Here is a 20920-nt window from a genome sequence, read left to right as displayed (position 1 = left end):
CGGTGCGGTCCGGATGCGTCGGTCGTCGCCGTCGGCCGCCCGGACGCTCGCGGTCGCGGCAGCCCTCGGCCTGGCCGTCACCGGCTGCACTCACGACGGCGGCGCGGGGTCTGACCCCGCCCCCAGCCAGCCCTTCGCCACCGAGGGCACCGCCACCGTCGCGCCGCCGGTCGTGCTGCCGGACTCGCCCGCCGGCCGGCAGGCCCAGTGGGTGCTCGACCAGCTGGCCGCCGACACCGGCCCGTCCCCGGCGCAAGCCGAAGAGCACTTCGCCGACGTGTTCCTCGGCGAGGTCCCGGCGGAGGACATCCCCGCGGTGTTCGACCAACTCCGCCCGGCCGGCCCGTGGCGGCCCGTCGACGTCGACGAGGCCGGCGCGGACGCCGTCGTCCGGCTGCACGACGGCAGCGGCGAGCCGTGGCGCATGGTCATCTCCGTCGACGACGACGGTGCGATCAGCGCGCTGTTCTTCCAGCCGGACACCGGCGCGACCACGGCCCCGGCGGAGTCGTGGGCGGAGGTCCACGAGCGGCTCACCGGCCTGGACGCCGACGTCAGCCTGCTCGCCGCCCGGGTCGGCGACGACGACACGTGCGAGCCAATCGCCGAGATCGACTCCGCCCAGCCCCGTCCGATGGCCTCCATCTTCAAGCTGTACGTGCTGGGCGCTGTCGCCCAGGCCGTCCACACCGGCCAGGCTCGCTGGGACGACCAGCTGACCATCACCCCCGACACCCGCAGCCTGCCGTCCGGGGAGCTACAGAACGAACCCGACGGCGCCCAGGTGTCCGTGGCACAGGCCGCCGCCGGCATGATCGCGATCAGCGACAACACCGCGTCGGACCTGCTCACCGAGCTGGTCGGCCGGGACGCCGTCGAGACGGCGATGGCGCAGATGGGTCACGCGGACCCGGCCCGCAACGTGCCCTTCCTGACCACCCGCGACTTCTTCACCATCGGCTGGGGGCCGGACGACCTGCGTGACGACTGGCAGGCCGCGGGCCCCGACGAACGCCGGGACCTCCTCGGGGCGATGCCGGACGGGGCACTGACGGTGTCAGCTCGCGACGTCGACGATCCTGCCTGGACCTTCGGCGTCGACTGGTTCGGCTCGGCCAGGGACATCTGCGCGGTGCTGGCGTCCTTGCACGACGGCGAGGGTCCCGACGCCGATCCAGCGGATGCGCAGATGCTGCGCACGATCCTCGGCCACAACCGGGGCGTGACCATCGACGAGTCGGCCTGGCCTTACGTGGCCTACAAGGGCGGCAGCGCCCCGGGCGTCGTCACCGGCTCGTGGTACGGCGAGCGGGAGGACGGCGAGCGGTTCGTCTACGTCATGCAGGCCGCGGCGCCGGACGAAGCGGCCCTGGCCGACCATGCGGCGTTCTTCTCGCTGGCCGAGGACGCATTCCGGCTGCTCTCCGAGGAGTAATCGGCGTCCCGGCCGGCGGCCAGGAGCCGGTGGCCTACCAGGGCCCGTAAGGGCCGTCGTGGGTGTTGGAGTCGCGCCGCCCGCCGCCGCCGATGGCCCGGACCGCCGGGCGGACGTCGACGAGGTACACCGCGGCGCCCACGACACCCAGCAGGTTGACGAAGAACAGGGGCGCCGGGAACACGGCGATCTCGACCAGCACCGCCACGCCGAGGATGCCAAGCCAGATCGGCTTCGTCAGCTTCCCGGCGGCGGGAAAGGACTGGGTGGGGACCCGGACAGCGTCGATGAAGGCGTAGCCCTTCAACGCCAGCGCGGCCACGCCCAGCAGCAGCATCAGCCCGGATTGGAAGTTCCCGAAACCGTCCACGCGTCCACTGTACGTGACCGTGCGGCGATCCGGACATGATCGACAACTGCCCGGCGCCTCCTCGGCGCCGGGCGGTTGTCATCTCGGGCGGGTCAACCCTTCTTCGCCTGGAGATCGTCGGCGGCCTTCTCGGTGGCCTCCGCGACCTCGTCGGCGGCGTCGGCCACACGGCCGCGCACCGAGGCGATGGCCCCGTCGACGGCCGGGCCGTACTGGCCGCGCAGCCGGGTCACGACACCCTCGCCGCGCAGGGCCCACTCCTCGTAGGCCTTGCCGGCCTCGCGACCGGCCTGGTTGAGCATCTCGCGAACCCGCTGCGGCAGGTCGGACGCCTTCGACTGGGCCTGCAGCAGCAGGTCGGGGAAGCCGGCGCGGAACGCCTTGACGTCGGCCGGGAGCTCGGCGAAGCGGCTGCGGAACTCGTCGCGCAGCTTGTCGTCGGCGACGGCCTCGGAGACCTTGGCCGGCAGTTCACGCAGGGCCGCGACGGCGGCGTCAGCGGCGCCGGCGACAGCGTAGACGGGCTTGCGGTCGGTGGTGGGCGTGGTGGGCATGATGATTCACCTCTCCGGGTTCGGAATGTCGCTGGTGGCGTCGGAACCCGACGTTGCGTCCAGGCCGAGCTTGGCGGCACGGAACGATCGGTAGACGTCGAGCAGCGCGCGCTTCTGCTGCTCGTCGAGGACCGGGTCGGCGAGGATGGCGTCCTCGACCTCGTGGTCGCCGCTGGGTTCGTCCAGCAGGCCGGCCCGGACGTAGAGCGCCTCGGACGAGATGCGCAGCGCCTTGGCCAGCTGCTGGAGCACCTCGGCCGATGGTTTGCGCAGGCCGCGCTCGATCTGACTCAGGTAGGGGTTGCTCACGCCGGCCAGGTCGGCGAGCTGACGCAGCGACAGTTGCGCGGTGCGGCGCTGCTCCTTCAGGAACTCGCCGATGCCGGGCCGTGTCATGCCTCGACTGTAGCTAACAAGAGCAAGCAGATGCAAACAGTGGCTAGCGCCTGCGCTCAGGCGTGTTCCCGCTTCACCAGGCAAGCATGCGTCGAGGAGCGGGAACACCCATGCCGAACGTGATCATTTCCGGGTCAGGCGGCGGGGACGACGGGCAGGCCGCCCTCCAGCTGCGCCAGCGTGAGCAGCACCAGCGACGACGTCCACGCCAACGGCGCGACGGAGGCCGGCTTGGCCTCCGAGTCGACCTTCTCCGGCAGTGAACCCAGCGGCGTGCGGTAGGTGTCGAGGAACGTCAGCAGCCGCTCGGCGTCCTCGCGGTCGCCGGTGCCAGCCAGCGCCAGTGCCAGCAGCCCGGTCTCCGGGGTCCACGCGACGTCGACGTCCTTGCGCCACGCCTCACCCGGACGGTGGCCGCCGTTGGGGACCAGCAGGGCGCTCTCGGTCTCGCGGACGGCATCGCTGACCTGCGGCGTGGCCGGTGCGAACGGCGGGGCGAGGAACGAGACGGCCGCGTCGGCGCCGCCGTCGGGAACCGTGCGCGGGTAGCCGTGCGCGCCGAACTCGTCCTCGATGGCCTGGTCGAGCCGGCGGGCGGCGGCGCTCCACTCCGTCGCGTCGACGCCCAACCGGGGCGCCAGCGCGGCGGCGGCGCGCAGGCCCAGCGACATCGGTGCCGCCACCCCCAGCGTCAGCTCGGACTCCCGCTTCTCCCAGTAGTCCGACGACGGCGCCGGCAGCCCGTCCTCGCCCAGCTCGGCCATGATCGCGTCAGCGGACGCCACCACCGAGGGCCTCATCAGCTCGAGCACCTCGTCGGCCTGTGCCTGGTCGGCGGCCGTCTCGGCGAACATCCAGACCGCCCAGAGCACCCAGCCGGTGCCGTCGAGCTGTTTGGGGCGGTCGTCGGGGGTGCCGGACCCGTCGGCGAGGTACCGCGCCTCCCACTGCCCGTCGGCCGGCGCCACCCGGGCCAGGAAGCCGAGCACGTCGGCGGCGTCGTCGTGGTGACCGGTGGCGGCGTAGGCGGCCACCGCGAACGACGCGTCCCGCGGCCAGACGTGCCGCCACGCGGTGACCGGTGCCGCCATGAGCGCCCCGGATGCCGACGTCAGCACCCGCAGGTCGAGTAGCGAGCGTTCGGCCATGCCGGCATACGGGGTGCCGGCGCCCGGCACGTGGCCGTCGGCGAGCCAGTCGCGGTCGTCCTCGATTTGCTGCGCGACGGCGGGATCGGTGCGGTCGGCCGAGGACAGCACGCTCGTGCCGGGGATGAATGTCTCGGTGGTCTCCGCCGGCACGGTAGCGACGGTGCCGCCCGGCTCGACGATGGCGCCGGATGCGCGCAGATCCAGCACAGTCCCCCGGGAGGGGGCCAGGCTGAGGGCGGCGATGACGATGATCACCGCCGGAAGTCCGATGCGCCATCGGAGGCGGCGGGACGAACGCACGATACAAGGGTACGTGGTCCGGGACGGCTGTCGTTTGCCGCGGTGTCACGCCGTGGACGCCCGCCGTTCGTCAGGGCAGTGCGGCGCGGATCTCCCCGACGGGGATGCCGCCGCCCAGGACCGGCGCCGTGGCCAGCTTCTCCAACACCGGCGCCTCGACCCCGAGCTTCTGCAGCGCCGCCACCAGCACCACCGTCCGAGCCCGCGATCCACCGTCGTCGATCTTCACCGCGACCGCCCGCCCGTCGTCCAGCGCGGCCGCCATGACCGCGTCCGCGCCGCCCTTGCAGAACAGTCCGGGCACACCGTTGATCAGCTCGGCTTCGTCGCGGGTGGTGCCGCTGGTGTACTCCGGGTGGGTCTGGATCGCATCGACGACGCGGCGCTCCGGGGTCCCGGGCGCGGCGGTGGCGAGGGAGCGGAACATCCGGGCCAGTCCGCCCGGCGTCAGCGCGAACAGCGGTGCGCCACACCCGTCGACGCCGGCGTGGGCGATGGCCTCACCGGCCAGCTCGGCGACGGTGTCGTGGACGGCCCGCTGCAGCGGATGCTCGGCGTTCAGGTAGCCGTCGGTCGGCCAGCCGTTGACGACGCAGGTCAGCAGCATGGCCGCATGCTTGCCGGAGCAGTCGGCCGCCAGCGACGACGGGGCGCCACCGGACCGCACGTACTCGACCATGACCGTCGGGTCGATGGGCCAGCCCGGGGTGTTGCGCAGTGCGCCCTGGCCCAGGCCGGCCTGGGCCAGGATGCGCCGCACCCCGTCCTGGTGGAAGGTCTCGCCGGAGTGGCTGGCGGCGGCGAGCGCGAGCAGTTCCCCGTCGAGCGGCAGGCCCAGCCGCACCATCGCGGCGGCCTGCGCCGGTTTGTTGGCCGAGCGCGGGTACATGGGGTGGCCCGCACGGCCGCCCTGGAACGCCAGGGAGCCGTCACTGGCCAACCCCACGACCGTGCCATGGTGCCGGGACTCCACCAGTCCGGACCGCACCACCTCCGCCACCAGGACCGCCCTGCCCGCGTGCATCTCGCTCTCCTCGACCCGCGCCGATACGCCGCCGTCGATCCTGTCACGCCGAGCGCCCGCGGGGGTGGAACCTGGTCGAATCGGTCAGACCGTGAAGCCGCCGTCCACCATCAACGACGCCCCGGTGATGTATCGGGCGTCGTCACTGGCCAGATGGGCGACGGTGGCGGCGATCTCGGCCGGCTCGGCGTACCGGCCGAGCGCGGTGAAGCTGCGGATGGTGTCCGCGTACGGCCCGTCGGCGGGATTGAGTTCGGTGTCGGTGGGGCCGGGGTGCACCAGATTGGCCCGGATCCCCCGCCCGCCCAGATCGCGGGCCAGCCCCTTGGTCAGCCCGACCAGTGCCGTCTTGCTCAGCGTGTAGAGCCCGAGCCCCGGGAAGGGCATGCGTTCTGCCACGTTACTGCCGATGGTGACGATGCTGCCGCCGTCGGTGAGGTGGCGTGCCGCGGCCGTCGCGGCGACGAACGGCCCCCGGACGTTGACGGCGATGGTGCGGTCGAACTCCTCCAAACCGATCTCGTCGATCGGGGCGACGGGGTACAGCGCGGCGTTGATGACCAGCACGTCCAATCGGCCGAACTGGTCGGCCGCGGTGTCGACGGCGGAGTGCACCGCAGTGGCGTCGGCGCTGTCGGCGCGGATCGCCAGTGCGCGCCGTCCGGCGGCCTCGATCTCGGCGACCAGCGCGGCAGCCGCCTCGGCGCCGTCGCGGTAGGTGAAGGCGACATCGGCGCCCTCGCTCGCCAAGCGACGCGCCACTGCCGCGCCGATGCCCCTGCTGCCTCCGATGATCATCGCGGCCCGAGCGGTGAGCCGCGTCGTTGTTGTGTTCATGCCTCGATCCTGCGTGGACACCGGGCGCGACGCTGGCGGCAATCGGACGCGGCGCTACCTGTCGGTGGGAACTGGCAGGATTCGGTGGCATGCGCGCAGTGGTGCAGCGGGTGACGTCAGCGTCGGTCCAGGTCGGCGGCGAGGTCGTCGGCGCCGTCGATCCCGACGGTCAGGGACTGCTGGTCCTGGTGGGCGTCACGCACGACGACGACGCCGCGACGGCGGCGAAGCTCGCGCGGAAGGTGTGGGGGCTGCGCATTCTCGACGGCGAACGCTCGGCCTCCGACGTCGGCGCCCCGCTGCTCGTCGTCAGCCAGTTCACCCTGTACGCCGACACCGCAAAGGGGCGCCGGCCGTCGTGGGGTGCGGCCGCGCCCGGCCCGGTGTCCGAGCCGCTCGTCGGCGAGTTCGTCGCCGCCTTGCGCGGGTTGGGCGCCCAGGTCGAGACCGGCGAGTTCGGCGCCGACATGCAGGTCAGCCTCGTCAACGACGGCCCGGTGACGCTGATCCTGGAGGCGTGAGCTGGGCGCGCACGTGCAGCCCGGCCTCGGGGTCGACGACGACCTCCTGAGCGGCGGCGACACCACCGGCGAGCAGCTCGGCGTCGGTGGGGGTGTTCCGTTTGACGACGGCGAGGGCGATCGGCCCGAGCTCGTGGTGCCGGGCCGCCGACCCGACGGTGCCGACCGTGCGGCCGTCCAGCTCGACGGGGTCACCGTGGTCGGGCAGGTGGTCGACCGACCCGTCCAGGTGCAGCATGACCAGGCGGCGCGGCGGCCGGCCCAGCGTGTGTACGCGCGCGACCGTCTCCTGCCCGCGGTAGCAACCCTTGTCGAGGTGGACGGCGGTGCCGATCCAGCCGACTTCGTGCGGGATGGTGCGCTCGTCGGTCTCGAGACCCAGCCGCGGCTCGTGCGCCTCGATGCGCAGCGCTTCGTACGCCCAGACGCCCGCGGGCTCCTCGACGTACCCGGCGAGTTCCGCGCGCGGCAGGAAGACGTCGCGACCCCGGTCGGTGACCCGGCTGAGGTACCCGTCGGCCGGCGACGTGACCGGCTCCCACACGACGGCGTAGTCGGCGGTGACGTCGGCCACCTCGACCTGGGACCAGAACTTCATCGACTCCAGGTAGCCGGCGAGACCCGCCGTGGTGCCCGGCTCGACGTGGAACCAGAAGGCGTCGCCGTCGTCGACCCCGTACAGGGCGTGCTCGACCCGGCCATGAGCGTCGAGGACAAGCGCCGACGTGCCGCGGTGCGGCTCGAGGCGCTCGACGTGCTGAGTGAGGAGCTGGTGCAGCCAGGTCAGCCGGTCCGGCCCGCTCACCCGGACGACACCGCGGTGCGAGAGGTCGACGGCGCCGTCCCCGCCGGCCAGCCGGCGCTGCTCACGGAACGGGTCGCCGTAATGCGCCGCGACACCCGTGTCCGGCTCGGTGGCCTCGACGGCGCCGGGCCGCTCGAGCAGTGGGCTGCGGTAGGACTCCATGCTCCTATCGAACACCCGATGCGGCCGGAACCATCCCTCGGGCCTCGGGGTCGCTAGTCCCGCGCGTCGGAGGCTCCGGCCACCCGCTTCAACTCAGCGGACAGGTGCGGCTGCAGTTCGTGCCCCATGGCCGACATCTCGTAGACGTACATCAACGCGCCGTTGACCAGGCCGTAGAGCCGGTGGCCGGTGCGGTAGTCCTTGGCCGTCTCGGTCTTCAGCACGCCACGGGTCGCGATCTCGACCTTGGCCGGCTCGATCTGACCGATGTAGATCTCGACGAACCCCGTCGGGTGCGTCAGCAGCACCTCGATCTCGTCGTTCTCCTGCGGCCGCCAGTACCCCGTCTCACGGGCCGCCGGCCGGACGAGGTTGCCGTCGTCGTCGAGAATCCAGCTGCGGCTGGTGTAGGAGAGGAACGGCTTGCCCGGGACGTAGGTGAATTCGACCTCCTGGCCGAACCGGAACGCCTCGATGGTCGGGTAGTCGCCGACGCCGGCGCCCTCCCAGCGGCCGAGCAGCCATGCGATGGGCAGGCACGCCGGGTGAAGGTCGTCCGGGATCTCGATCACGGCGTGGTCAGGCCTGGCCCTTGTACAGCTTGTACACCACGAACACGGCCATCAGCCCGGCTGCGGCGGCGACCAGGATCAGGATGCTGGTGAAGACGAGTTCGAGCACGGAACAGAGTCTACTGGTCGGCTCCGGGCGGCATAGTCTTGCGTCCCATGGATCGCACGCTCGTGGTCAAGGTCACTGCCGGCTCGGACGCCCCGGAGCGGTGCTCGCAGGCATTCACCGTCGCGTCGACCGCGCTGGCCGCGGGCGCGACCGTATCGCTGTGGCTGACCGGCGAATCCGCGTGGTTCGCACTGCCCGGCCGGGCGGCCGAGTTCTCGCTGCCGCACGCGGCACCGCTTCCCGACCTGCTGGACGCATTGATCGCCGGCGGCACCGTCACCCTGTGCACGCAGTGCGCGGCGCGGCGCGACATCGGCCCCGGCGACGTCATCCCCGGGGTCCGGATCGCCGGTGCGCCCACCTTCGTCGAGGAGATCATGGCCGACGGCGTCCGCGCCCTCGTCTACTGACGTCGGACAGCCGCAGTCACCCAGCCGACACCCCCCACTTCCCGTTGATCTTGGAGTAAGCGCGGAATCAATCGGGCAAATCGCCCAGCAATACCGTAGTTACTCCAAGATCAACGGGGAGTGGGGGCGGCGGAGAGCGGAACGGGGCCGGCGGTAGCCGACCCCGTTCGGGGGCGCTCAGGCGACGCGGACGTCCACCTCGGTGATGCCTAACTGGGCGACCACGGCGCGGTCGACGGGCTGGGCGCCGGGCGCCAGCGTCCGCAGCGTCCAGGTGCCGGGCGCGGCGAAGAACCGGAACTGGCCGGTGACGCTGGTCGGCACCTCGGCGGTGAACTCGCCCGTGGCGTCGAGCAGCCGGACGTACGCGCCGGCCAGCGGTGCGTCGTCATGGTGCACGACGCCCTGGATCACGGTCTGCTTCGAGACGTCGACGCCGTCGAGGGACACGCCGCCGGTGGTTGCTCCGCACATCGCGATCAGACCGTCCCGGGCTCGTCGCCGGTGGCGACCGGCACGCCCACGAGCGAGCCGTACTCGGTCCACGAGCCGTCGTAGTTCTTCACGTTCTGCACACCGAGGATCTCCCGCAGCACGAACCACGTGTGCGAGGAGCGCTCGCCGATGCGGCAGTACGCGATGGTGTCCTTGCCGAAGTCGACACCGGCGTCGCCGTAGATCTGGCGCAGCTCGTCGTCGGAGCGGAACGTGCCGTCGTCGTTGGCCGCCTTGCTCCACGGGACGTTGGCCGCGGTCGGGATGTGCCCGGCGACCTGCGAGACCTCCTGCGGCAGGTGGGCCGGGGCCAGCAGCCGGCCGGCGTACTCGTCGGGCGAGCGGACGTCGACGAGGTTCTGCGCGCCGATGGCGGCGATGACCTCGTCGCGGAAGGCGCGGATGGAGTTGTCCGGGTCCGAGGCGGTGTAGGTGGTGGCCGGGCGGTCCGGGACGGTGTCGACGAGCTCGCGGCTCTCCAGCTCCCAGATCTTGCGGCCGCCGTCGAGCAGGCGGACGTCGCCGTGGCCGTAGACCTTGAAGTACCAGTACGCGTAGGCGGCGAACCAGTTGTTGTTGCCGCCGTAGAGGACGACGGTGTCGTCGTTCGAGATGCCCAGGCCGCTCAGGAGCGCCTCGAACTGCTCCTTGCTGACGAAGTCACGACGCACCGGGTCCCGCAGGTCGGTGGACCAGTTGACCTTCACCGCACCGCGGATGTGGTTCTTGTCGTACGCGGCGGTGTCCTCGTCGACCTCGACGAGCACCACCTTCGGGTTGTCGAGGTTCTGCTCGACCCAATCGGCCGAGACGAGGCTGGACTCGCGGCTCATGGCGCGACCTCCGTGGGGTTGGGTTGGGATGGGGACAGACGCCGGTAGGCGAGGTACAGCTCACAGCCCAGGCAGAAGCCGAAGGCAGCGTTCAGGAACGCCGCCGCAAGGGCGGCCCCGGCAGCGACGTAGCCGAGCACGGTCAGCCCGGAGGCGAACCCGACGACCCCGACGACGGCGAACGCCAGGCCCACGGCCTGGGCGAATCGCGGCGGTGCGGCGTCCTCGAGTTCGACCGGCGGTCCGAGCCGCGGTCGGACCAGGCGCGCGAAGAGCAGCCCGTACGGCGAGCGGGCCGGCCCGGCGAACGCGCCGGCCGCGAACACGACTCCCTGGGCGGCCAGCAGCCAGCCGCTGCCGGTCACCAGGACGATCGCGAGGACGAGCGTGGTGACAGCGGCCGCGAAGCGCTGGCCGCGTGGGTCGATTCTGCTCGGCATGGTCCTCCTGACGTGGGACGGAACGTGAGACGTGCGTCAGGAACGGAAGGGGTGATCAGCGCCGGCGAATACGGCGCGGCCGTTCCCTGTCAGGAGATGCGACAGAGCATGGACGCGGCGCGACCGAAGTCGATGGCGCGGCGCTTCCAGAGCTCGGTGCGGAACATAGGCACGAGAGTAGGGGCAAGCTGCACCGCCGTCACCGTGCAGATCAGATCGTGAGACAGTCCGTCTCACGCTGCGACCAAATGGCCGGAAATCTCAGGCCGGCAGCGCCGGCAACGCCGCCCGCACCTCCGCCAGTCGCGGTGCGCCGCTGGCCCGCCGGACCACCCGGCCGCTGGAATCGAGCACCAGCGTGGTCGGGGTGCGCAGGATGTCGAGCCGGCGGACGAGGTCGAGATGGTGCTCGGCGTCGATCTCGACGTGGACGACGCCGTCGGTCTCGCGCGCGACGTGGGACAGGGTGGCCCGCGCCGCCCGGCACGGCTGGCAGAACGCCGTGGAGAACTGCACCAGCGTTGCCCGCGAGCCCAGGTCGGTCCCGAGCTCCGTCGGCCCGAGTCGCTGCTCGTTCACCGTCGCCTCCACCACGCGTCCGTCGCGACGCCGCCACCACAGCCCGAACACCGAGGCCGCGGCCAGCACGCCGACGACGATCAACACTCCTGTCACATCCGGTGACAACGCCTCGCCCGGCGCGCCCGATTCCCGGTGACGGCAGGTGAGTCAGCCGACGAAGATGCGGCCCAGCACGTACGCGGCCGGGGCGGCGGCGACGAACGGGAGGCTGACCCGCAGCGGGAGGAACGCGGCGGCTCCACGCGGCAGCGCGGCGCCCGGGTCCGCGGCGACGCCGTCACCGGGATCGGACGAGCCGTCGTCCGCGCCGGCTGGTTCGCCCACGCTCACCGACACCGGGACCGGCTGCGGCCTGAACTCCTCGGCCAGCCGGTCCACCGCCGCGAACGAGACCGCCGCCATCAGCCCGGCGAACGTGGCCACGACGACGGCACTGACCGCCGGGACGGCCTCGGACACCCAGCCGGTGGTCAACACCAGCACCCCGGTTCCGACCGCCGCGACCAGCACGCCGATGAGCCGGCGCACCGCCCGTGAGATGGGCACCACTTCGGTCAGGCCGACCGCGCCGACGCCGAGCAGCGCCAGCGCGACGGCGTAGTGGCCGTCGGGCGAGGCGTGCAGGGCCAGCCAGCACACGGGAAGGACAGCGAGCACGCAGGCGGTGACGGAGTACGCCAGCGACGCGGTGAGACGGGCACGTCCGTCCTGGCGCAACAGCTGGACCACGATCGAGACCAGCAGGGTCGGCGCCAGCAGCGCGGCGATGGGCGTCAGGTCCGAGGTCTCATCGGCCCACGTCCATGCCAGCGCGCCACCGGCGGCAGCGACGGCCACCGCGGCGGACCACCGGGCCGCCGGGACCCGGGCCGCGGACACCGCGCCCAGCGTGAAGATCAGGACGACGAGCGCGACGCCGCCGGCCAGCAGAGTGCTCCCGGACGCCGACGCGAGGGCCAGCACGCCCGATAGGGCAGCGACGGCCAGCGAGGCTTGGAGGGAGGGCACATCTGAATGCTTCCAGACGCGCGCGGCACACCTGGGCCGAAATGACAACAACTCGACAACAGTCGCGGACCTCCCCGATCACGGTCACCGCGTCGAGGGCCGGCTGACCGCTCCGCCGCTCCCGCCCGCGAACGGTGGGAGCAACTCGACCACCGAACCGTCCCGCAGTGCGATGCCGGCGTGGTCGCGGGCGCCCGCCGGGGTGCCGTCGACCACCACGGAGCAGATGTCCAGGACGGCGGCGAACCGCGGGCTGCCGGCGTGCGCCGCGCGCGCCGCACCCAACGCCTGCGCGAGCGTCTCCGCCTCCACCACCTGTGACGACGTGCCGGCCGCTGCCCGCAACGCCGCCCAGTAGCGCAACCGCACCTGTGCCACCGGCCGCCTCACACCTCGACCGCGGCGACCCGCCGGGTCTGCTGGTCCAGCCAGCCGCCGATGCGCGACACCAGCGACTCGGTGGCGCCGGCCTCGGCGTGGCCGAACCCGCGCTCCAGCCAGAGGTCACCCCGGGCGGCGGCCATGTGGACCTGCCAGGCGTGGTGCAGGGGGAAGTAGTCGTCGCGGTCGCCGTGCACCACCAGCAGCGGGACGTCGACCTCAGCGGCCGCGGCCCGCGCGTCGATGGGGTCGGGCGTGGACCAGCCGGCCGGCGAGACCCGGGTGCGCCGGGCCAGCCGCAGCACGCCCCGTCCGGGCCTGGTCAGGATGAGCCGGTGCAGCGTGCGCATGGCCGCGGTGCCGCGATAGTGCCACTCGCCCGGAACGCTGACCGCTGCGACGGCGTCGACGCCGCGGTGCAGGGCCGCGTGCCGGATGGCGACCGCTGAACCCAGCGAGAACCCGAGCGTGGCGACCCGCCGGTAGCCCAACGCGCGCGCCCAGCCGACAGCGGCGTCCATGTCGAGGACCTCGCGCCAGCCCAGCGTGGAGTGGCCGCGGGAACGGCCGTGGCCGCGCAGGTCGAGCAGGACCACCCCGGCGTGCTGGCTCAGCCACCCGGCGATGCGCTTCATCTGCGGGCTGCGCGAGCTCTGGGTGAACCCGTGGGCGACGACGACGGCGAAATCGTCGCCACCACCGTCGCCACCACCACGTCCGCCGCCGTCGGCGGCGTCGTCGCGGCGGCGGAAATGGTGCGCGTACAGCAGCGTTCCGTCGGCCGCCAGCAGCCTCCGGACCGCCGCCGGGCGCGCGTCACCGGCCCCGGGAGGGGCGTCGTCAGGAGTGCGACGGAGGAAACGGCCCAACATGTCCGCTATTCTTCCCCACGAGGGACCTGGGCGACGACGCCGACAGGTCCCTTGTGCGTTCGATGGGACTCATCAGGCCGGGAGGTCGCACCATGGCAACCATCGTCTTGCTGACCAACTCTCTGCAGCCGTCCGCAGAGGTCCTGCCTGCCTTGGGTTTCCTCCTGCACGACGTCCGGGTGCTGCCGGCCGAGGCCTCCGCGCTCGTGGACGCGCCCACCGGCGACATCGTCGCCGTCGATGCTCGCCGCGACCTCTCGCAGGCTCGTGGCCTGACTCGGCTCATCCGCACCACCGGCATCGATGTACCGCTGATGGCCATCGTCACCGAGGGCGGACTGGCCGCCGTCACGGCCGAGTGGGGCATCGACGACGTCCTGCTCGACTCCGCCGGTCCGGCCGAGGTGGAGGCGCGGCTGCGGCTCGCTCAAGGCCGCCTGGCCGCCGTCGGCGACGACGCACCGGACGAGATCCGCTCCGGCGACCTCGTCATCGACGAGGCCACCTACACCGCCAAGGTGGCCCGGCGCACACTCGACCTGACGTACAAGGAGTTCGAGCTCCTCAAGTTCCTGGCTCAGCATCCCGGCCGCGTTTTCACCCGCGCTCAGCTCCTTCAAGAGGTGTGGGGCTACGACTACTTCGGTGGTACCCGAACGGTCGACGTCCATGTGCGGCGTCTGCGGGCGAAGCTCGGCGCCGACCACGACGCGCTGATCGGCACCGTCCGCAACGTCGGCTACCGCTTCGTCCCGCCGCAACAGGGCCGGTCCCCGCGGTCGGCGGCCAACGTCGCGCTGCCTGAGCCGGAGGGCGCCGACGACGACACCGCCGAGCGGGTGCGCGCCGCTTTCATGGCCGACTGACCGCGAAGCCGCCTCGACGCCACCCGCTGCGGTTAGGGTCGTCTCGAAGGGACGCGGCGAAGGGGCGTGGCCACATGGCTGATCACGTGCAGGTAGGGCCGACCCGGATCTGGTACGACGTCCACGGCTCGGGTGACCCGTTCGTACTGCTGCACGGCGGCATGGTCGACGCCCGGTGGTTCGAGCCGAACGTCGGCGCGCTGGCCGAACGGGTCCGCGTCTACACGCCGGATCTGCGCGCACACGGGCACACCGCCGACGAGATGTACATCGCGATGCCGAACGCGGAGCTGGCGGTCGTCCCGGGCACCTCGCACTTCCTGACGCAGGAGAAGCCGGAACTGGTCAACACCCTGATCCTGGACTTCCTGACGAAGGAACCGGTGGCCACGGTGGCACCGGTGCGGCGAGCCGCGCAGGCGCCGCCGGCCGAGGGCTGAACACGGTGCGGGTCGACCGGTCCACTTCATTCGACGTCGCGGTTCTGCCCGAGCTCACCGCTCTGGCCGATCGGGCCCGGGCCGCCGACGGCGCAGCGCCGTTCTCCGACGACCTGTGGCCGGCGGCGCCCGGCGGCACGACGACGGTGGCGCTGACGGCGACGGTGGACGGCTCGCTCGCCGGCGCGGCCTACGCGGCCCGGCAGGGCGACCGGCTGGCGGCCGAGCTCGTCGTCGACCCAGCGCGGCGCCGGCAGGGCATCGGCGGCCGGCTGCTGGCCGACCTGCTGGCGGCGGTGCCGGGCGAGCTGTGGGTGTGGTCGCACGGCGACCACCCGGCCGCGGCCGCGCTGGCCAGCCGGCATGGCCTGGACCGTGCCCGCGAGCTGCTGCAACTGCGCCGCGGCGTCGGGCCCGGCACGGAGCCGCTGCCCGACCCGCCGCTGCCCGGCGGCGTCCGGCTGCGGTCGTTCGTTCCCGGCCAGGACGAGGCAGCCTGGCTCGCGGTGAACAACGCCGCGTTCAGCTGGCATCCGGAGCAGGGCGGGCAGACGCTCGACGACATCCGAGCTGCCGAGGCGGAACCCGGCTTCGACCCGGCGGGTTTCCTGCTGGCCGTGGACGACGCCGGTGAGCTGCTGGGTTTCCACTGGACGAAGGTGCATCCGCACGACCCCAACCCCGCCGCTGCCGGCACCGACGAGCCGATCGGCGAGGTGTACGTCCTCGGTGTCTCGCCGGCTGCGCACGGGCGGGGGCTGGGGGCCGTGCTCACCGTCGCCGGCCTGCGGTACCTCGCCGAGACCGCCGCGGTGCGCACCGTCACGCTCTACGTCGAGGGCGACAACGCCGCGGCGGTCCGGCTCTACGAGAAGCTGGGCTTCGGCCGTCACGCCGTCGACGTCGCCTACCGCCGCGGCTGACGCGGGCCCTCCCCGTTGATCTTGGAGTAATGGAGGAATCGCGGCCCGATTCGTCCGGTTGATTCCGCCCTTTCTCCAAGATCAACGGGAGTATGGGGTGGAGCGGCGGTGCTAGAGTGAACTAAGTAGTTAGTTCGGCTCAGCGAGGGGAGGCCTCATGAAGACGGTCAACATCCACGACGCCAAGACACACCTCTCGCGGCTCGTGCACGAGGAGTTCATCATCGCCAAGGCCGGCAAGCCGGTCGCTCGCGTCATCCCGATCACGGAGCCGCCACAGAATCGGAGACTGGGATTCCTGCGGTCGGTCCCGCCGGTGCCGGACGACTTCGACGACATGTTCGCCGAGCAGATCGAGGCTGGCTTCACCGGCTCGGAGACATGAGATACCTCCTGGACACGCACATACTCCTGTGGGCGGCGCGCGACGACGCGCGCATGTCGTCGCGGCTGCGGGAGGTTCTGACCGATGAGGAGAACGAGCTGGCGTTCAGCGTCGTCTCGATCTGGGAAATCGTCATCAAGACAGCTCTCGGGCGGGCGGACTTCGACGTGGACGCGAGCCGGCTCCGCTACGGCGCCATCGAGGCCGGTTATAGCGAACTCGACGTCCGTGGGCCGCATGTGCTGGACGTGGCGACCCTCGAGCCGATACACAGCGACCCGTTCGATCGCCTGCTGGTGGCCCAGGCTCGAGCCGAGAACATGCGTCTGGTCACGCTCGATCAGACCCTTCTGCGTTACGGCGAGCCGGTCGTCACCGGGCGATAGGCCGAATCGGTCACGGGCCTAGCTACCGTCCGTTAACCCGAACGTGTCAGCATTTGTCTCATGGCCGAGCCGATCACACCGGAGGAGCGGTACCTCGACCGGGAACTGTCCTGGCTCGCCTTCAACACCAGGGTGCTGGAGCTGGCCGAGGATCCCGATCTCCCGCTGCTCGAACGCGCCCGCTTCCTGGCGATCTTCTCCAGCAACCTCGATGAGTTCTACATGATCCGGGTGGCCGGCCTGAAGCGCCGCATCGCCGCCGGTGTCGCGTTCCCGTCCGCGGGCGGTCTGATGCCTCGCGAGGTGCTGGAGCGCACGCTGGACCGCACTCGTGAGCTGATGGCCCGGCAGACCCAGTGCTTCCGCAGCGAGGTGCTGCCGGCGCTGGTGAAGGAGGGCATCGACATCGCCCGCTGGGACGATCTCGACGACGCCGAGCACGTGCGGCTGCGCCGGCTGTTCAGCGAGCGGATCTTCCCCGTGCTGACGCCGCTGGCGGTCGACCCGGCGCACCCGTTCCCGTACATCTCCGGGCTGTCGCTGAACCTCGCCGTCGTGGTGCGCAACCCGCGCAACGACACCGAGCACTTCGCCCGGGTCAAGGTGCCGCCCAACTTCCCGCGCTTCCTGCCGGTGGCCGAGCAGCGCTTCGTGCCGCTCGAGGACGTCATCGCCGCGCACCTGTCCCAGCTGTTCCCCGGCATGGAGGTGCTGCAGCACCACACGTTCCGGGTCACTCGCAACGAGGACGTCGAGGTCGAGGAGGACGACGCCGAGAACCTGCTCACCGCCATGGAGCGGGAGTTGATGCGGCGCCGCTTCGGCCCGGCGGTCCGGTTGGAGATCGACGAGACGGTCGACCCGCATGTGCTCCACCTGCTGCAGCGCGAACTGGGGGTCAACGACGGCGAGACGTTCGCGCTGCCCGGCCCGCTCGACCTCACCGGGCTGCACGCCATCGCCGACCTCGACCGGGCCGAGTTGCGGTACCGGCCGTTCCTGCCGGCCACGCACCGCGACCTGCGCGACGTCGAGTCTGCGTCGCCGGCCGACATGTTCGCCGCCATCTCGAAGGCCGACGTGCTGGTGCACCACCCGTACGATTCCTTCTCCACCAGCGTGCAGCGCTTCGTCGAGCAGGCCGCGGCCGACCCGCGGGTGCTGGGCATCAAGCAGACGCTCTACCGCACCAGCGGCGACTCCCCCATCGTCGACGCCCTCATCGACGCCGCCGAGGCCGGCAAGCAGGTGCTCGCCGTCGTCGAGATCAAGGCGCGCTTCGACGAGCAGGCGAACATCACCTGGGCGCGCAAGCTGGAGCAGGCCGGTGTCCACGTCGTCTACGGCCTGGTCGGGCTGAAGACGCACTGCAAGCTGTGCCTGGTGGTGCGCGACGAAGCCGGCGGCACCATCCGCCGGTACAGCCACATCGGCACCGGCAACTACCACCCGCGCACAGCGCGGCTCTACGAGGACCTCGGCCTGCTGACCGCCGACGAGCAGGTGGCCGAAGACCTCAACCACCTGTTCAACACGTTGTCGGGGTACTCGCTGGAGTCGCAGTACCAGCGGCTGCTGGTGGCGCCGCACTACCTGCGCAACGGCATCGTCGAGCGGATCCACCGCGAGATCGAGCACCACCTGGCCGGCCGGCCCGCGCGGATCCGGTTCAAGCTCAACAGTCTCGTCGACGAGACCATCATCGACGCGCTGTACGACGCGTCCACGGCCGGCGTGCCGGTCGACATCTGGGTGCGCGGCATCTGCAGCCTGCGCGCCGGCGTGCCCGGCCTCTCCGAGAACGTCCGGGTCCGCAGCGTCCTCGGCCGGTTCCTCGAGCACTCGCGCATCTTCGCGTTCGAGAACGGTGGCGACATCGAGCACTGGATCGGTTCGGCCGACCTCATGCACCGCAACCTCGACCGCCGGGTCGAGGCGCTGGTGCGGCTGCGCCGGCCGGAACACCTGCAGGAGCTGGACGGGCTGTTCGACCTCGCCTTCGATCCCGGCACGGCGTCCTGGCGCCTGCTGTCCGACGGCACCTGGCAGCGGGTACACAGCACCGACGACGGCCAACCGCTGACCGATCTGCAACGGGTACTGATCGAACGCAAGCAGCGGCGGAAGGCCACCACGTGAGCCGTGCGGAGCAGACCGCCCGACCACGCACCGTCCGTGAGGTCGAGCAGAAGTTCCGCGTGCACGGCCTGTTCCACATCCCCGACCTGTCCGCGCTGCCGGGCGTTACCGCCATCGACGATCTCGGCGAGGTCGAGCTGGAATCGGCGTACTACGACACTCCTGATCTGAGGCTGGCCCGTGAGGGCATCACGCTGCGCCGCAGGGTCGCCCACGGCGGCGACGACGACGGGTGGCACCTCAAGCTCCCCGTCGATCCCCATCGCCCGGGCGCACGCGACGAGGTCCGGCTGCCGCTGGACGTGCCGGGCGACCCGCCGCCGGGGCTGGCCGCGATCGTCCGGGTGATCGTCCGCGACGCGCCCCTCGGCCTGGTGTCCACGCTGCGGACCACCCGGGTCCGTCAGCTCATCCGGTCCGCCGACGCCGACGTCGCCGAGCTGGTCGACGACACCGTGCACGTCGTCGGCACCGACGGCGCCGTCGCGGCCCGATTCCGCGAGCTGGAACTGGAGGAACGCGCCGGTGGCCCGCTGGTCGACGCCGTCGCCGCCGAGCTGAGCGGTGCCGGCGCCGTGGGCGGCGAGTTCGTCGCCAAGGCGGTGCGGGCGCTGGGACCGAACGCCGCCGCGCCCCCGGAGGTGCCGGAACCCGCCTCGCCGCGACCGAAGGACCCGGCCCGCGACACCCTGGTGGCGTATCTGGCCAAGCACATCCGGGCTCTGCGCGCGGCCGACATCGCGTTCCGGCGCGATCCCGACGACGCCGAAGCGGTGCACCAGTTGCGCGTCGCGGCCCGCCGGCTGCGCAGCGGCCTGCGCACGTTCCGGCCGCTGCTCGGCAAGGCGTGGGCAGAGCAGCTGCGCGTCGAGCTGGCCTGGTTCGCCCGTAGCCTCGGCACGGTGCGCGAAGGCGACGTGCTCCGCGAACGGCTCGAGCGGCACTGCGACGACCTGCCGCCCGACCTGCCCGCCGCCGAGGTCCGGCTGGTGCTGGCGGAGGTGCTGGGCGGCAAGGTCGCCGACGCCCGCTCGCATATCGGGGAACTGCTCGACTCCCGCCGGTACCTCTCGTTGCAGCACCAGCTCGTCCGGGCTGCCGACCGCCCCCGCGTCCGCACCGACGCCGAACGCCCCGCCCGCGAGGTCCTGCCACCTCTGGTCGACAAGGCGTGGCGCCGGCTGGACGACGCCGCGGCCGAGCTGGCGGACGACTCTCCGGACGAGCAGTGGCACGCCGCCCGGCTGGCGGCCAAACGGACCCGGTACGCCGCGGAAGCGGTCGCACCGACCATGGGTGACGACGCCGCGGCGTTCGCCAAGCAGGTGGAGAAGCTCACCGACATCCTCGGCGAGCACCAGGACGCGGCTCAGGCGGCCGCCGCCGCCCGTGAACTGGCCAACTCCGACCAGGCGTCGTCCGACGCCGCGTTCGCGCTGGGCGTGCTCGCCTCGCTGGAGCGGAGCCACGTCCATGCCGCGCGGGAGCGGTTCGCCGAGGTGTGGCCGCGGGTACGGCGGGCCAAGTGGCGCCGGTGGCTTGCCACGTGAGCCCGCGCCGCGGCACCGTCGTCGCCGCGGGGGCGGTGATGTGGCGGACGGGCAAGCGACCGGGTGACCTGGAGATCTGCCTCGTCCACCGGCCCAAGTACGACGACTGGTCACTGCCCAAGGGCAAGGTCGACCGTGGCGAGCATCCACTCGCCGCCGCGGCGCGCGAGGTGTGGGAGGAGACCGGCCATCAAGTCCGGCTGGGGCGCCGGCTCCCCACACAGGGCTACGACGTGGCGGGCCGACCCAAGCTCGTGCACTACTGGCTGGCCGAGGCCGACGCCACCGCCGGTCCACGCGAACCGGACGACGAGGTCGACGAGGTCGTCTTCCTGCCGGTCGAGGACGCTCTGCAGCGTCTGACGTACGAACGTGACGCCGACCTGGCACGTGCCGCCCTGGCAGCCCCGGTGCGCACCACACCGTTGGTGCTGTTGCGGCATGCCCAGGCCGTCCGCCGCCCCGACTGGTCCGGCCCGGACATCGAGCGGCCGCTGTCGGCCTCGGGCCAGCGCCAGGCCGCGGCCCTGGTGCCGGTGCTCGCCGCGCTGGCGCCGTCCCGCGTGCTCTCCAGCGACGCCGTGCGGTGCGTCGACACGGTGCGGCCCTACGCGCGGCAGCACCGCGTCACGCTCGAGCTCGAGCCGTCGCTGGCCGAGGAGAGCCTGCGCACCGGATCCGCGGCACAGCCGACCGGCGATCTCATCCGCACGCTGCTGGCCGACGGGCCGGCGCTGGTGTGCTCGCATCGCCCGCTGTTGCCCGTGCTGTTCGAGGCCGCCGGAGCCGAGCCCGGCGACACCCTGGAACCCTCCGAGTTCGCCGTTCTGCACCACGATGACGACGGCGCCGTGGTCGCGGTCGACCGGCACCGCCTCGACGCGGCGTGACCGTGCCGTGACCACCCTCAGCGGCGGTTCGTGACCTCACCGCAACCGGACACTCGGCCCGTTCACGTGACCGCCATCACAACG

Annotated in this window: 26 protein-coding genes; 11 read left to right on the top strand and 15 right to left on the bottom strand. The window is 72.1% G+C overall.

Going from position 1 to position 20920, the window contains the following annotated elements; genetic code table 11:
- Positions 1-13 precede the first annotated feature (13 nt).
- Positions 14-1435, top strand: a complete 1422-nt coding sequence (locus tag JIAGA_RS0103540; protein ID WP_035813354.1) for a Cpe/LpqF family protein — start codon at positions 14-16, stop codon at positions 1433-1435.
- Positions 1436-1469: 34 nt separating this feature from the next.
- Here the strand turns inward: JIAGA_RS0103540 and JIAGA_RS0103535 are convergent, their stop codons facing one another.
- The 6 genes from JIAGA_RS0103535 to JIAGA_RS0103510 all read right to left on the bottom strand — a co-directional run bounded on the left by JIAGA_RS0103535 (position 1470) and on the right by JIAGA_RS0103510 (position 6067).
- On the bottom strand, positions 1470-1805 hold the full coding sequence (locus JIAGA_RS0103535) for a DUF2516 family protein (RefSeq protein ID WP_026874596.1): 336 nt from the start codon (positions 1803-1805) through the stop codon (positions 1470-1472).
- A gap of 92 nt (positions 1806-1897) precedes the next feature.
- Positions 1898-2359 (bottom strand): hypothetical protein, encoded by a 462-nt coding sequence (locus JIAGA_RS0103530; RefSeq protein WP_026874595.1) that lies wholly within the window; start codon positions 2357-2359, stop codon positions 1898-1900.
- Between the two features lie 6 nt (positions 2360-2365).
- Positions 2366-2755, bottom strand: a complete 390-nt coding sequence (locus JIAGA_RS27335) for a helix-turn-helix domain-containing protein (RefSeq protein ID WP_035812042.1) — start codon at positions 2753-2755, stop codon at positions 2366-2368.
- A 134-nt stretch (positions 2756-2889) separates the two neighbouring features.
- Positions 2890-4206, bottom strand: a complete 1317-nt coding sequence (locus JIAGA_RS0103520; RefSeq protein ID WP_026874594.1) for a glycoside hydrolase family 15 protein — start codon at positions 4204-4206, stop codon at positions 2890-2892.
- Between the two features lie 70 nt (positions 4207-4276).
- A complete protein-coding gene (locus JIAGA_RS0103515; RefSeq protein WP_026874593.1) occupies positions 4277-5230 on the bottom strand; it encodes an asparaginase in 954 nt (317 codons plus the stop codon).
- A gap of 84 nt (positions 5231-5314) precedes the next feature.
- Positions 5315-6067 carry an SDR family NAD(P)-dependent oxidoreductase gene (locus JIAGA_RS0103510; RefSeq protein WP_026874592.1) on the bottom strand — a complete coding sequence of 251 codons (753 nt, stop codon included), beginning with the start codon at positions 6065-6067 and terminating at the stop codon, positions 5315-5317.
- A gap of 89 nt (positions 6068-6156) precedes the next feature.
- Here JIAGA_RS0103510 and dtd point away from each other — a divergent pair, with 89 nt between their 5' ends.
- Positions 6157-6588 carry a D-aminoacyl-tRNA deacylase gene (gene dtd, locus JIAGA_RS0103505; RefSeq protein ID WP_026874591.1) on the top strand — a complete coding sequence of 144 codons (432 nt, stop codon included), beginning with the start codon at positions 6157-6159 and terminating at the stop codon, positions 6586-6588.
- On the opposite strand, the gene ygfZ is transcribed toward dtd, so the two are convergent.
- Together ygfZ and JIAGA_RS0103495 are read right to left on the bottom strand one after the other, a co-directional pair.
- Positions 6551-7555, bottom strand: a complete 1005-nt coding sequence (ygfZ, locus tag JIAGA_RS27330) for a CAF17-like 4Fe-4S cluster assembly/insertion protein YgfZ (RefSeq protein WP_051425656.1) — start codon at positions 7553-7555, stop codon at positions 6551-6553. The genes dtd and ygfZ overlap by 38 nt on opposite strands.
- 53 nt (positions 7556-7608) lie before the next feature.
- Positions 7609-8127: a heme-binding beta-barrel domain-containing protein gene (locus JIAGA_RS0103495; RefSeq protein WP_026874590.1), complete on the bottom strand. Its 519-nt coding sequence runs from the start codon at positions 8125-8127 to the stop codon at positions 7609-7611.
- 156 nt (positions 8128-8283) lie between these two features.
- On the opposite strand from JIAGA_RS0103495, the gene JIAGA_RS0103485 reads away from it, so the two are divergent.
- Positions 8284-8646, top strand: a complete 363-nt coding sequence (locus tag JIAGA_RS0103485) for a DsrE family protein (protein ID WP_026874589.1) — start codon at positions 8284-8286, stop codon at positions 8644-8646.
- A gap of 177 nt (positions 8647-8823) precedes the next feature.
- Here the strand turns inward: JIAGA_RS0103485 and JIAGA_RS0103480 are convergent, their stop codons facing one another.
- The 7 genes from JIAGA_RS0103480 to JIAGA_RS27315 form a co-directional block, all read right to left on the bottom strand.
- Complete coding sequence (locus tag JIAGA_RS0103480) at positions 8824-9120, bottom strand: DUF1416 domain-containing protein (protein ID WP_026874588.1); 297 nt, start codon at positions 9118-9120, stop codon at positions 8824-8826.
- Positions 9121-9125: 5 nt separating this feature from the next.
- Entirely contained in the window at positions 9126-9974 is an 849-nt protein-coding gene (locus tag JIAGA_RS0103475; RefSeq protein WP_026874587.1) for a sulfurtransferase, read from the bottom strand.
- Positions 9971-10414, bottom strand: coding sequence for a DUF4395 domain-containing protein (locus JIAGA_RS27325; RefSeq protein WP_035812041.1), 444 nt, complete (start codon positions 10412-10414; stop codon positions 9971-9973). Before JIAGA_RS27325 ends, JIAGA_RS0103475 begins: the two co-directional genes overlap by 4 nt.
- A gap of 261 nt (positions 10415-10675) precedes the next feature.
- Positions 10676-11089 carry a thioredoxin domain-containing protein gene (locus JIAGA_RS0103460; protein WP_026874586.1) on the bottom strand — a complete coding sequence of 138 codons (414 nt, stop codon included), beginning with the start codon at positions 11087-11089 and terminating at the stop codon, positions 10676-10678.
- 54 nt (positions 11090-11143) lie between these two features.
- Entirely contained in the window at positions 11144-12004 is an 861-nt protein-coding gene (locus tag JIAGA_RS0103455; RefSeq protein ID WP_157552638.1) for a hypothetical protein, read from the bottom strand.
- An 84-nt stretch (positions 12005-12088) separates the two neighbouring features.
- Entirely contained in the window at positions 12089-12382 is a 294-nt protein-coding gene (locus tag JIAGA_RS27320; RefSeq protein WP_211239493.1) for a MoaD/ThiS family protein, read from the bottom strand.
- 8 nt (positions 12383-12390) lie between these two features.
- The gene (locus JIAGA_RS27315) at positions 12391-13257 is read right to left on the bottom strand and encodes an alpha/beta hydrolase (protein ID WP_084469445.1); all 867 of its coding nucleotides are present in this window, start codon (positions 13255-13257) and stop codon (positions 12391-12393) included.
- 92 nt (positions 13258-13349) lie between these two features.
- On the opposite strand from JIAGA_RS27315, the gene JIAGA_RS27310 reads away from it, so the two are divergent.
- From JIAGA_RS27310 to JIAGA_RS0103410, 8 genes are all read left to right on the top strand, one after another.
- Positions 13350-14123, top strand: a complete 774-nt coding sequence (locus JIAGA_RS27310; protein WP_035812039.1) for a response regulator transcription factor — start codon at positions 13350-13352, stop codon at positions 14121-14123.
- Between the two features lie 74 nt (positions 14124-14197).
- Positions 14198-14563, top strand: coding sequence for an alpha/beta fold hydrolase (locus JIAGA_RS33635; protein ID WP_084469444.1), 366 nt, complete (start codon positions 14198-14200; stop codon positions 14561-14563).
- Positions 14560-15486 (top strand): mycothiol synthase, encoded by a 927-nt coding sequence (gene mshD, locus JIAGA_RS0103435; protein ID WP_026874584.1) that lies wholly within the window; start codon positions 14560-14562, stop codon positions 15484-15486. The genes JIAGA_RS33635 and mshD overlap by 4 nt, the downstream gene beginning before the upstream one ends.
- Positions 15487-15643: 157 nt before the next feature.
- On the top strand, positions 15644-15871 hold the full coding sequence (locus JIAGA_RS0103430) for a type II toxin-antitoxin system Phd/YefM family antitoxin (protein ID WP_026874583.1): 228 nt from the start codon (positions 15644-15646) through the stop codon (positions 15869-15871).
- The gene (locus tag JIAGA_RS0103425; protein WP_026874582.1) at positions 15868-16257 is read left to right on the top strand and encodes a type II toxin-antitoxin system VapC family toxin; all 390 of its coding nucleotides are present in this window, start codon (positions 15868-15870) and stop codon (positions 16255-16257) included. The genes JIAGA_RS0103430 and JIAGA_RS0103425 overlap by 4 nt, the downstream gene beginning before the upstream one ends.
- Positions 16258-16317: 60 nt before the next feature.
- Positions 16318-18396, top strand: a complete 2079-nt coding sequence (locus JIAGA_RS27305) for an RNA degradosome polyphosphate kinase (RefSeq protein ID WP_051425653.1) — start codon at positions 16318-16320, stop codon at positions 18394-18396.
- Positions 18393-19946 (top strand): CYTH and CHAD domain-containing protein, encoded by a 1554-nt coding sequence (locus tag JIAGA_RS34260; RefSeq protein WP_051425652.1) that lies wholly within the window; start codon positions 18393-18395, stop codon positions 19944-19946. Before JIAGA_RS27305 ends, JIAGA_RS34260 begins: the two co-directional genes overlap by 4 nt.
- Entirely contained in the window at positions 19943-20836 is an 894-nt protein-coding gene (locus tag JIAGA_RS0103410; RefSeq protein ID WP_035813342.1) for an NUDIX hydrolase, read from the top strand. The genes JIAGA_RS34260 and JIAGA_RS0103410 overlap by 4 nt, the downstream gene beginning before the upstream one ends.
- Positions 20837-20920: the final 84 nt, after the last annotated feature.

Origin of the sequence: Jiangella gansuensis DSM 44835 (assembly GCF_000515395.1) — a bacterium.
GTDB lineage: Bacteria > Actinomycetota > Actinomycetes > Jiangellales > Jiangellaceae > Jiangella > Jiangella gansuensis.
This window is presented reverse-complemented; position numbering and strand designations above follow the sequence as displayed.

Excerpts from the sequence above, each read along its gene's own strand:
- JIAGA_RS0103540 (WP_035813354.1), top strand. The coding sequence starts at position 14 with ATGCGTCGGTCGTCGCCGTCGGCCGCCCGGACGCTCGCGGTCGCGGCA.
- JIAGA_RS0103530 (WP_026874595.1), bottom strand. The coding sequence starts at position 2,359 with ATGCCCACCACGCCCACCACCGACCGCAAGCCCGTCTACGCTGTCGCC.
- JIAGA_RS27335 (WP_035812042.1), bottom strand. The coding sequence starts at position 2,755 with ATGACACGGCCCGGCATCGGCGAGTTCCTGAAGGAGCAGCGCCGCACC.
- JIAGA_RS0103515 (WP_026874593.1), bottom strand. The coding sequence starts at position 5,230 with ATGCACGCGGGCAGGGCGGTCCTGGTGGCGGAGGTGGTGCGGTCCGGA.
- JIAGA_RS0103510 (WP_026874592.1), bottom strand. The coding sequence starts at position 6,067 with ATGAACACAACAACGACGCGGCTCACCGCTCGGGCCGCGATGATCATC.
- dtd (WP_026874591.1), top strand. The coding sequence starts at position 6,157 with ATGCGCGCAGTGGTGCAGCGGGTGACGTCAGCGTCGGTCCAGGTCGGC.
- ygfZ (WP_051425656.1), bottom strand. The coding sequence starts at position 7,555 with ATGGAGTCCTACCGCAGCCCACTGCTCGAGCGGCCCGGCGCCGTCGAG.
- JIAGA_RS0103485 (WP_026874589.1), top strand. The coding sequence starts at position 8,284 with ATGGATCGCACGCTCGTGGTCAAGGTCACTGCCGGCTCGGACGCCCCG.
- JIAGA_RS0103480 (WP_026874588.1), bottom strand. The coding sequence starts at position 9,120 with ATGTGCGGAGCAACCACCGGCGGCGTGTCCCTCGACGGCGTCGACGTC.
- JIAGA_RS0103475 (WP_026874587.1), bottom strand. The coding sequence starts at position 9,974 with ATGAGCCGCGAGTCCAGCCTCGTCTCGGCCGATTGGGTCGAGCAGAAC.
- JIAGA_RS27325 (WP_035812041.1), bottom strand. The coding sequence starts at position 10,414 with ATGCCGAGCAGAATCGACCCACGCGGCCAGCGCTTCGCGGCCGCTGTC.
- JIAGA_RS27315 (WP_084469445.1), bottom strand. The coding sequence starts at position 13,257 with ATGTTGGGCCGTTTCCTCCGTCGCACTCCTGACGACGCCCCTCCCGGG.
- JIAGA_RS27310 (WP_035812039.1), top strand. The coding sequence starts at position 13,350 with ATGGCAACCATCGTCTTGCTGACCAACTCTCTGCAGCCGTCCGCAGAG.
- JIAGA_RS33635 (WP_084469444.1), top strand. The coding sequence starts at position 14,198 with ATGGCTGATCACGTGCAGGTAGGGCCGACCCGGATCTGGTACGACGTC.
- JIAGA_RS0103430 (WP_026874583.1), top strand. The coding sequence starts at position 15,644 with ATGAAGACGGTCAACATCCACGACGCCAAGACACACCTCTCGCGGCTC.
- JIAGA_RS0103425 (WP_026874582.1), top strand. The coding sequence starts at position 15,868 with ATGAGATACCTCCTGGACACGCACATACTCCTGTGGGCGGCGCGCGAC.
- JIAGA_RS27305 (WP_051425653.1), top strand. The coding sequence starts at position 16,318 with ATGGCCGAGCCGATCACACCGGAGGAGCGGTACCTCGACCGGGAACTG.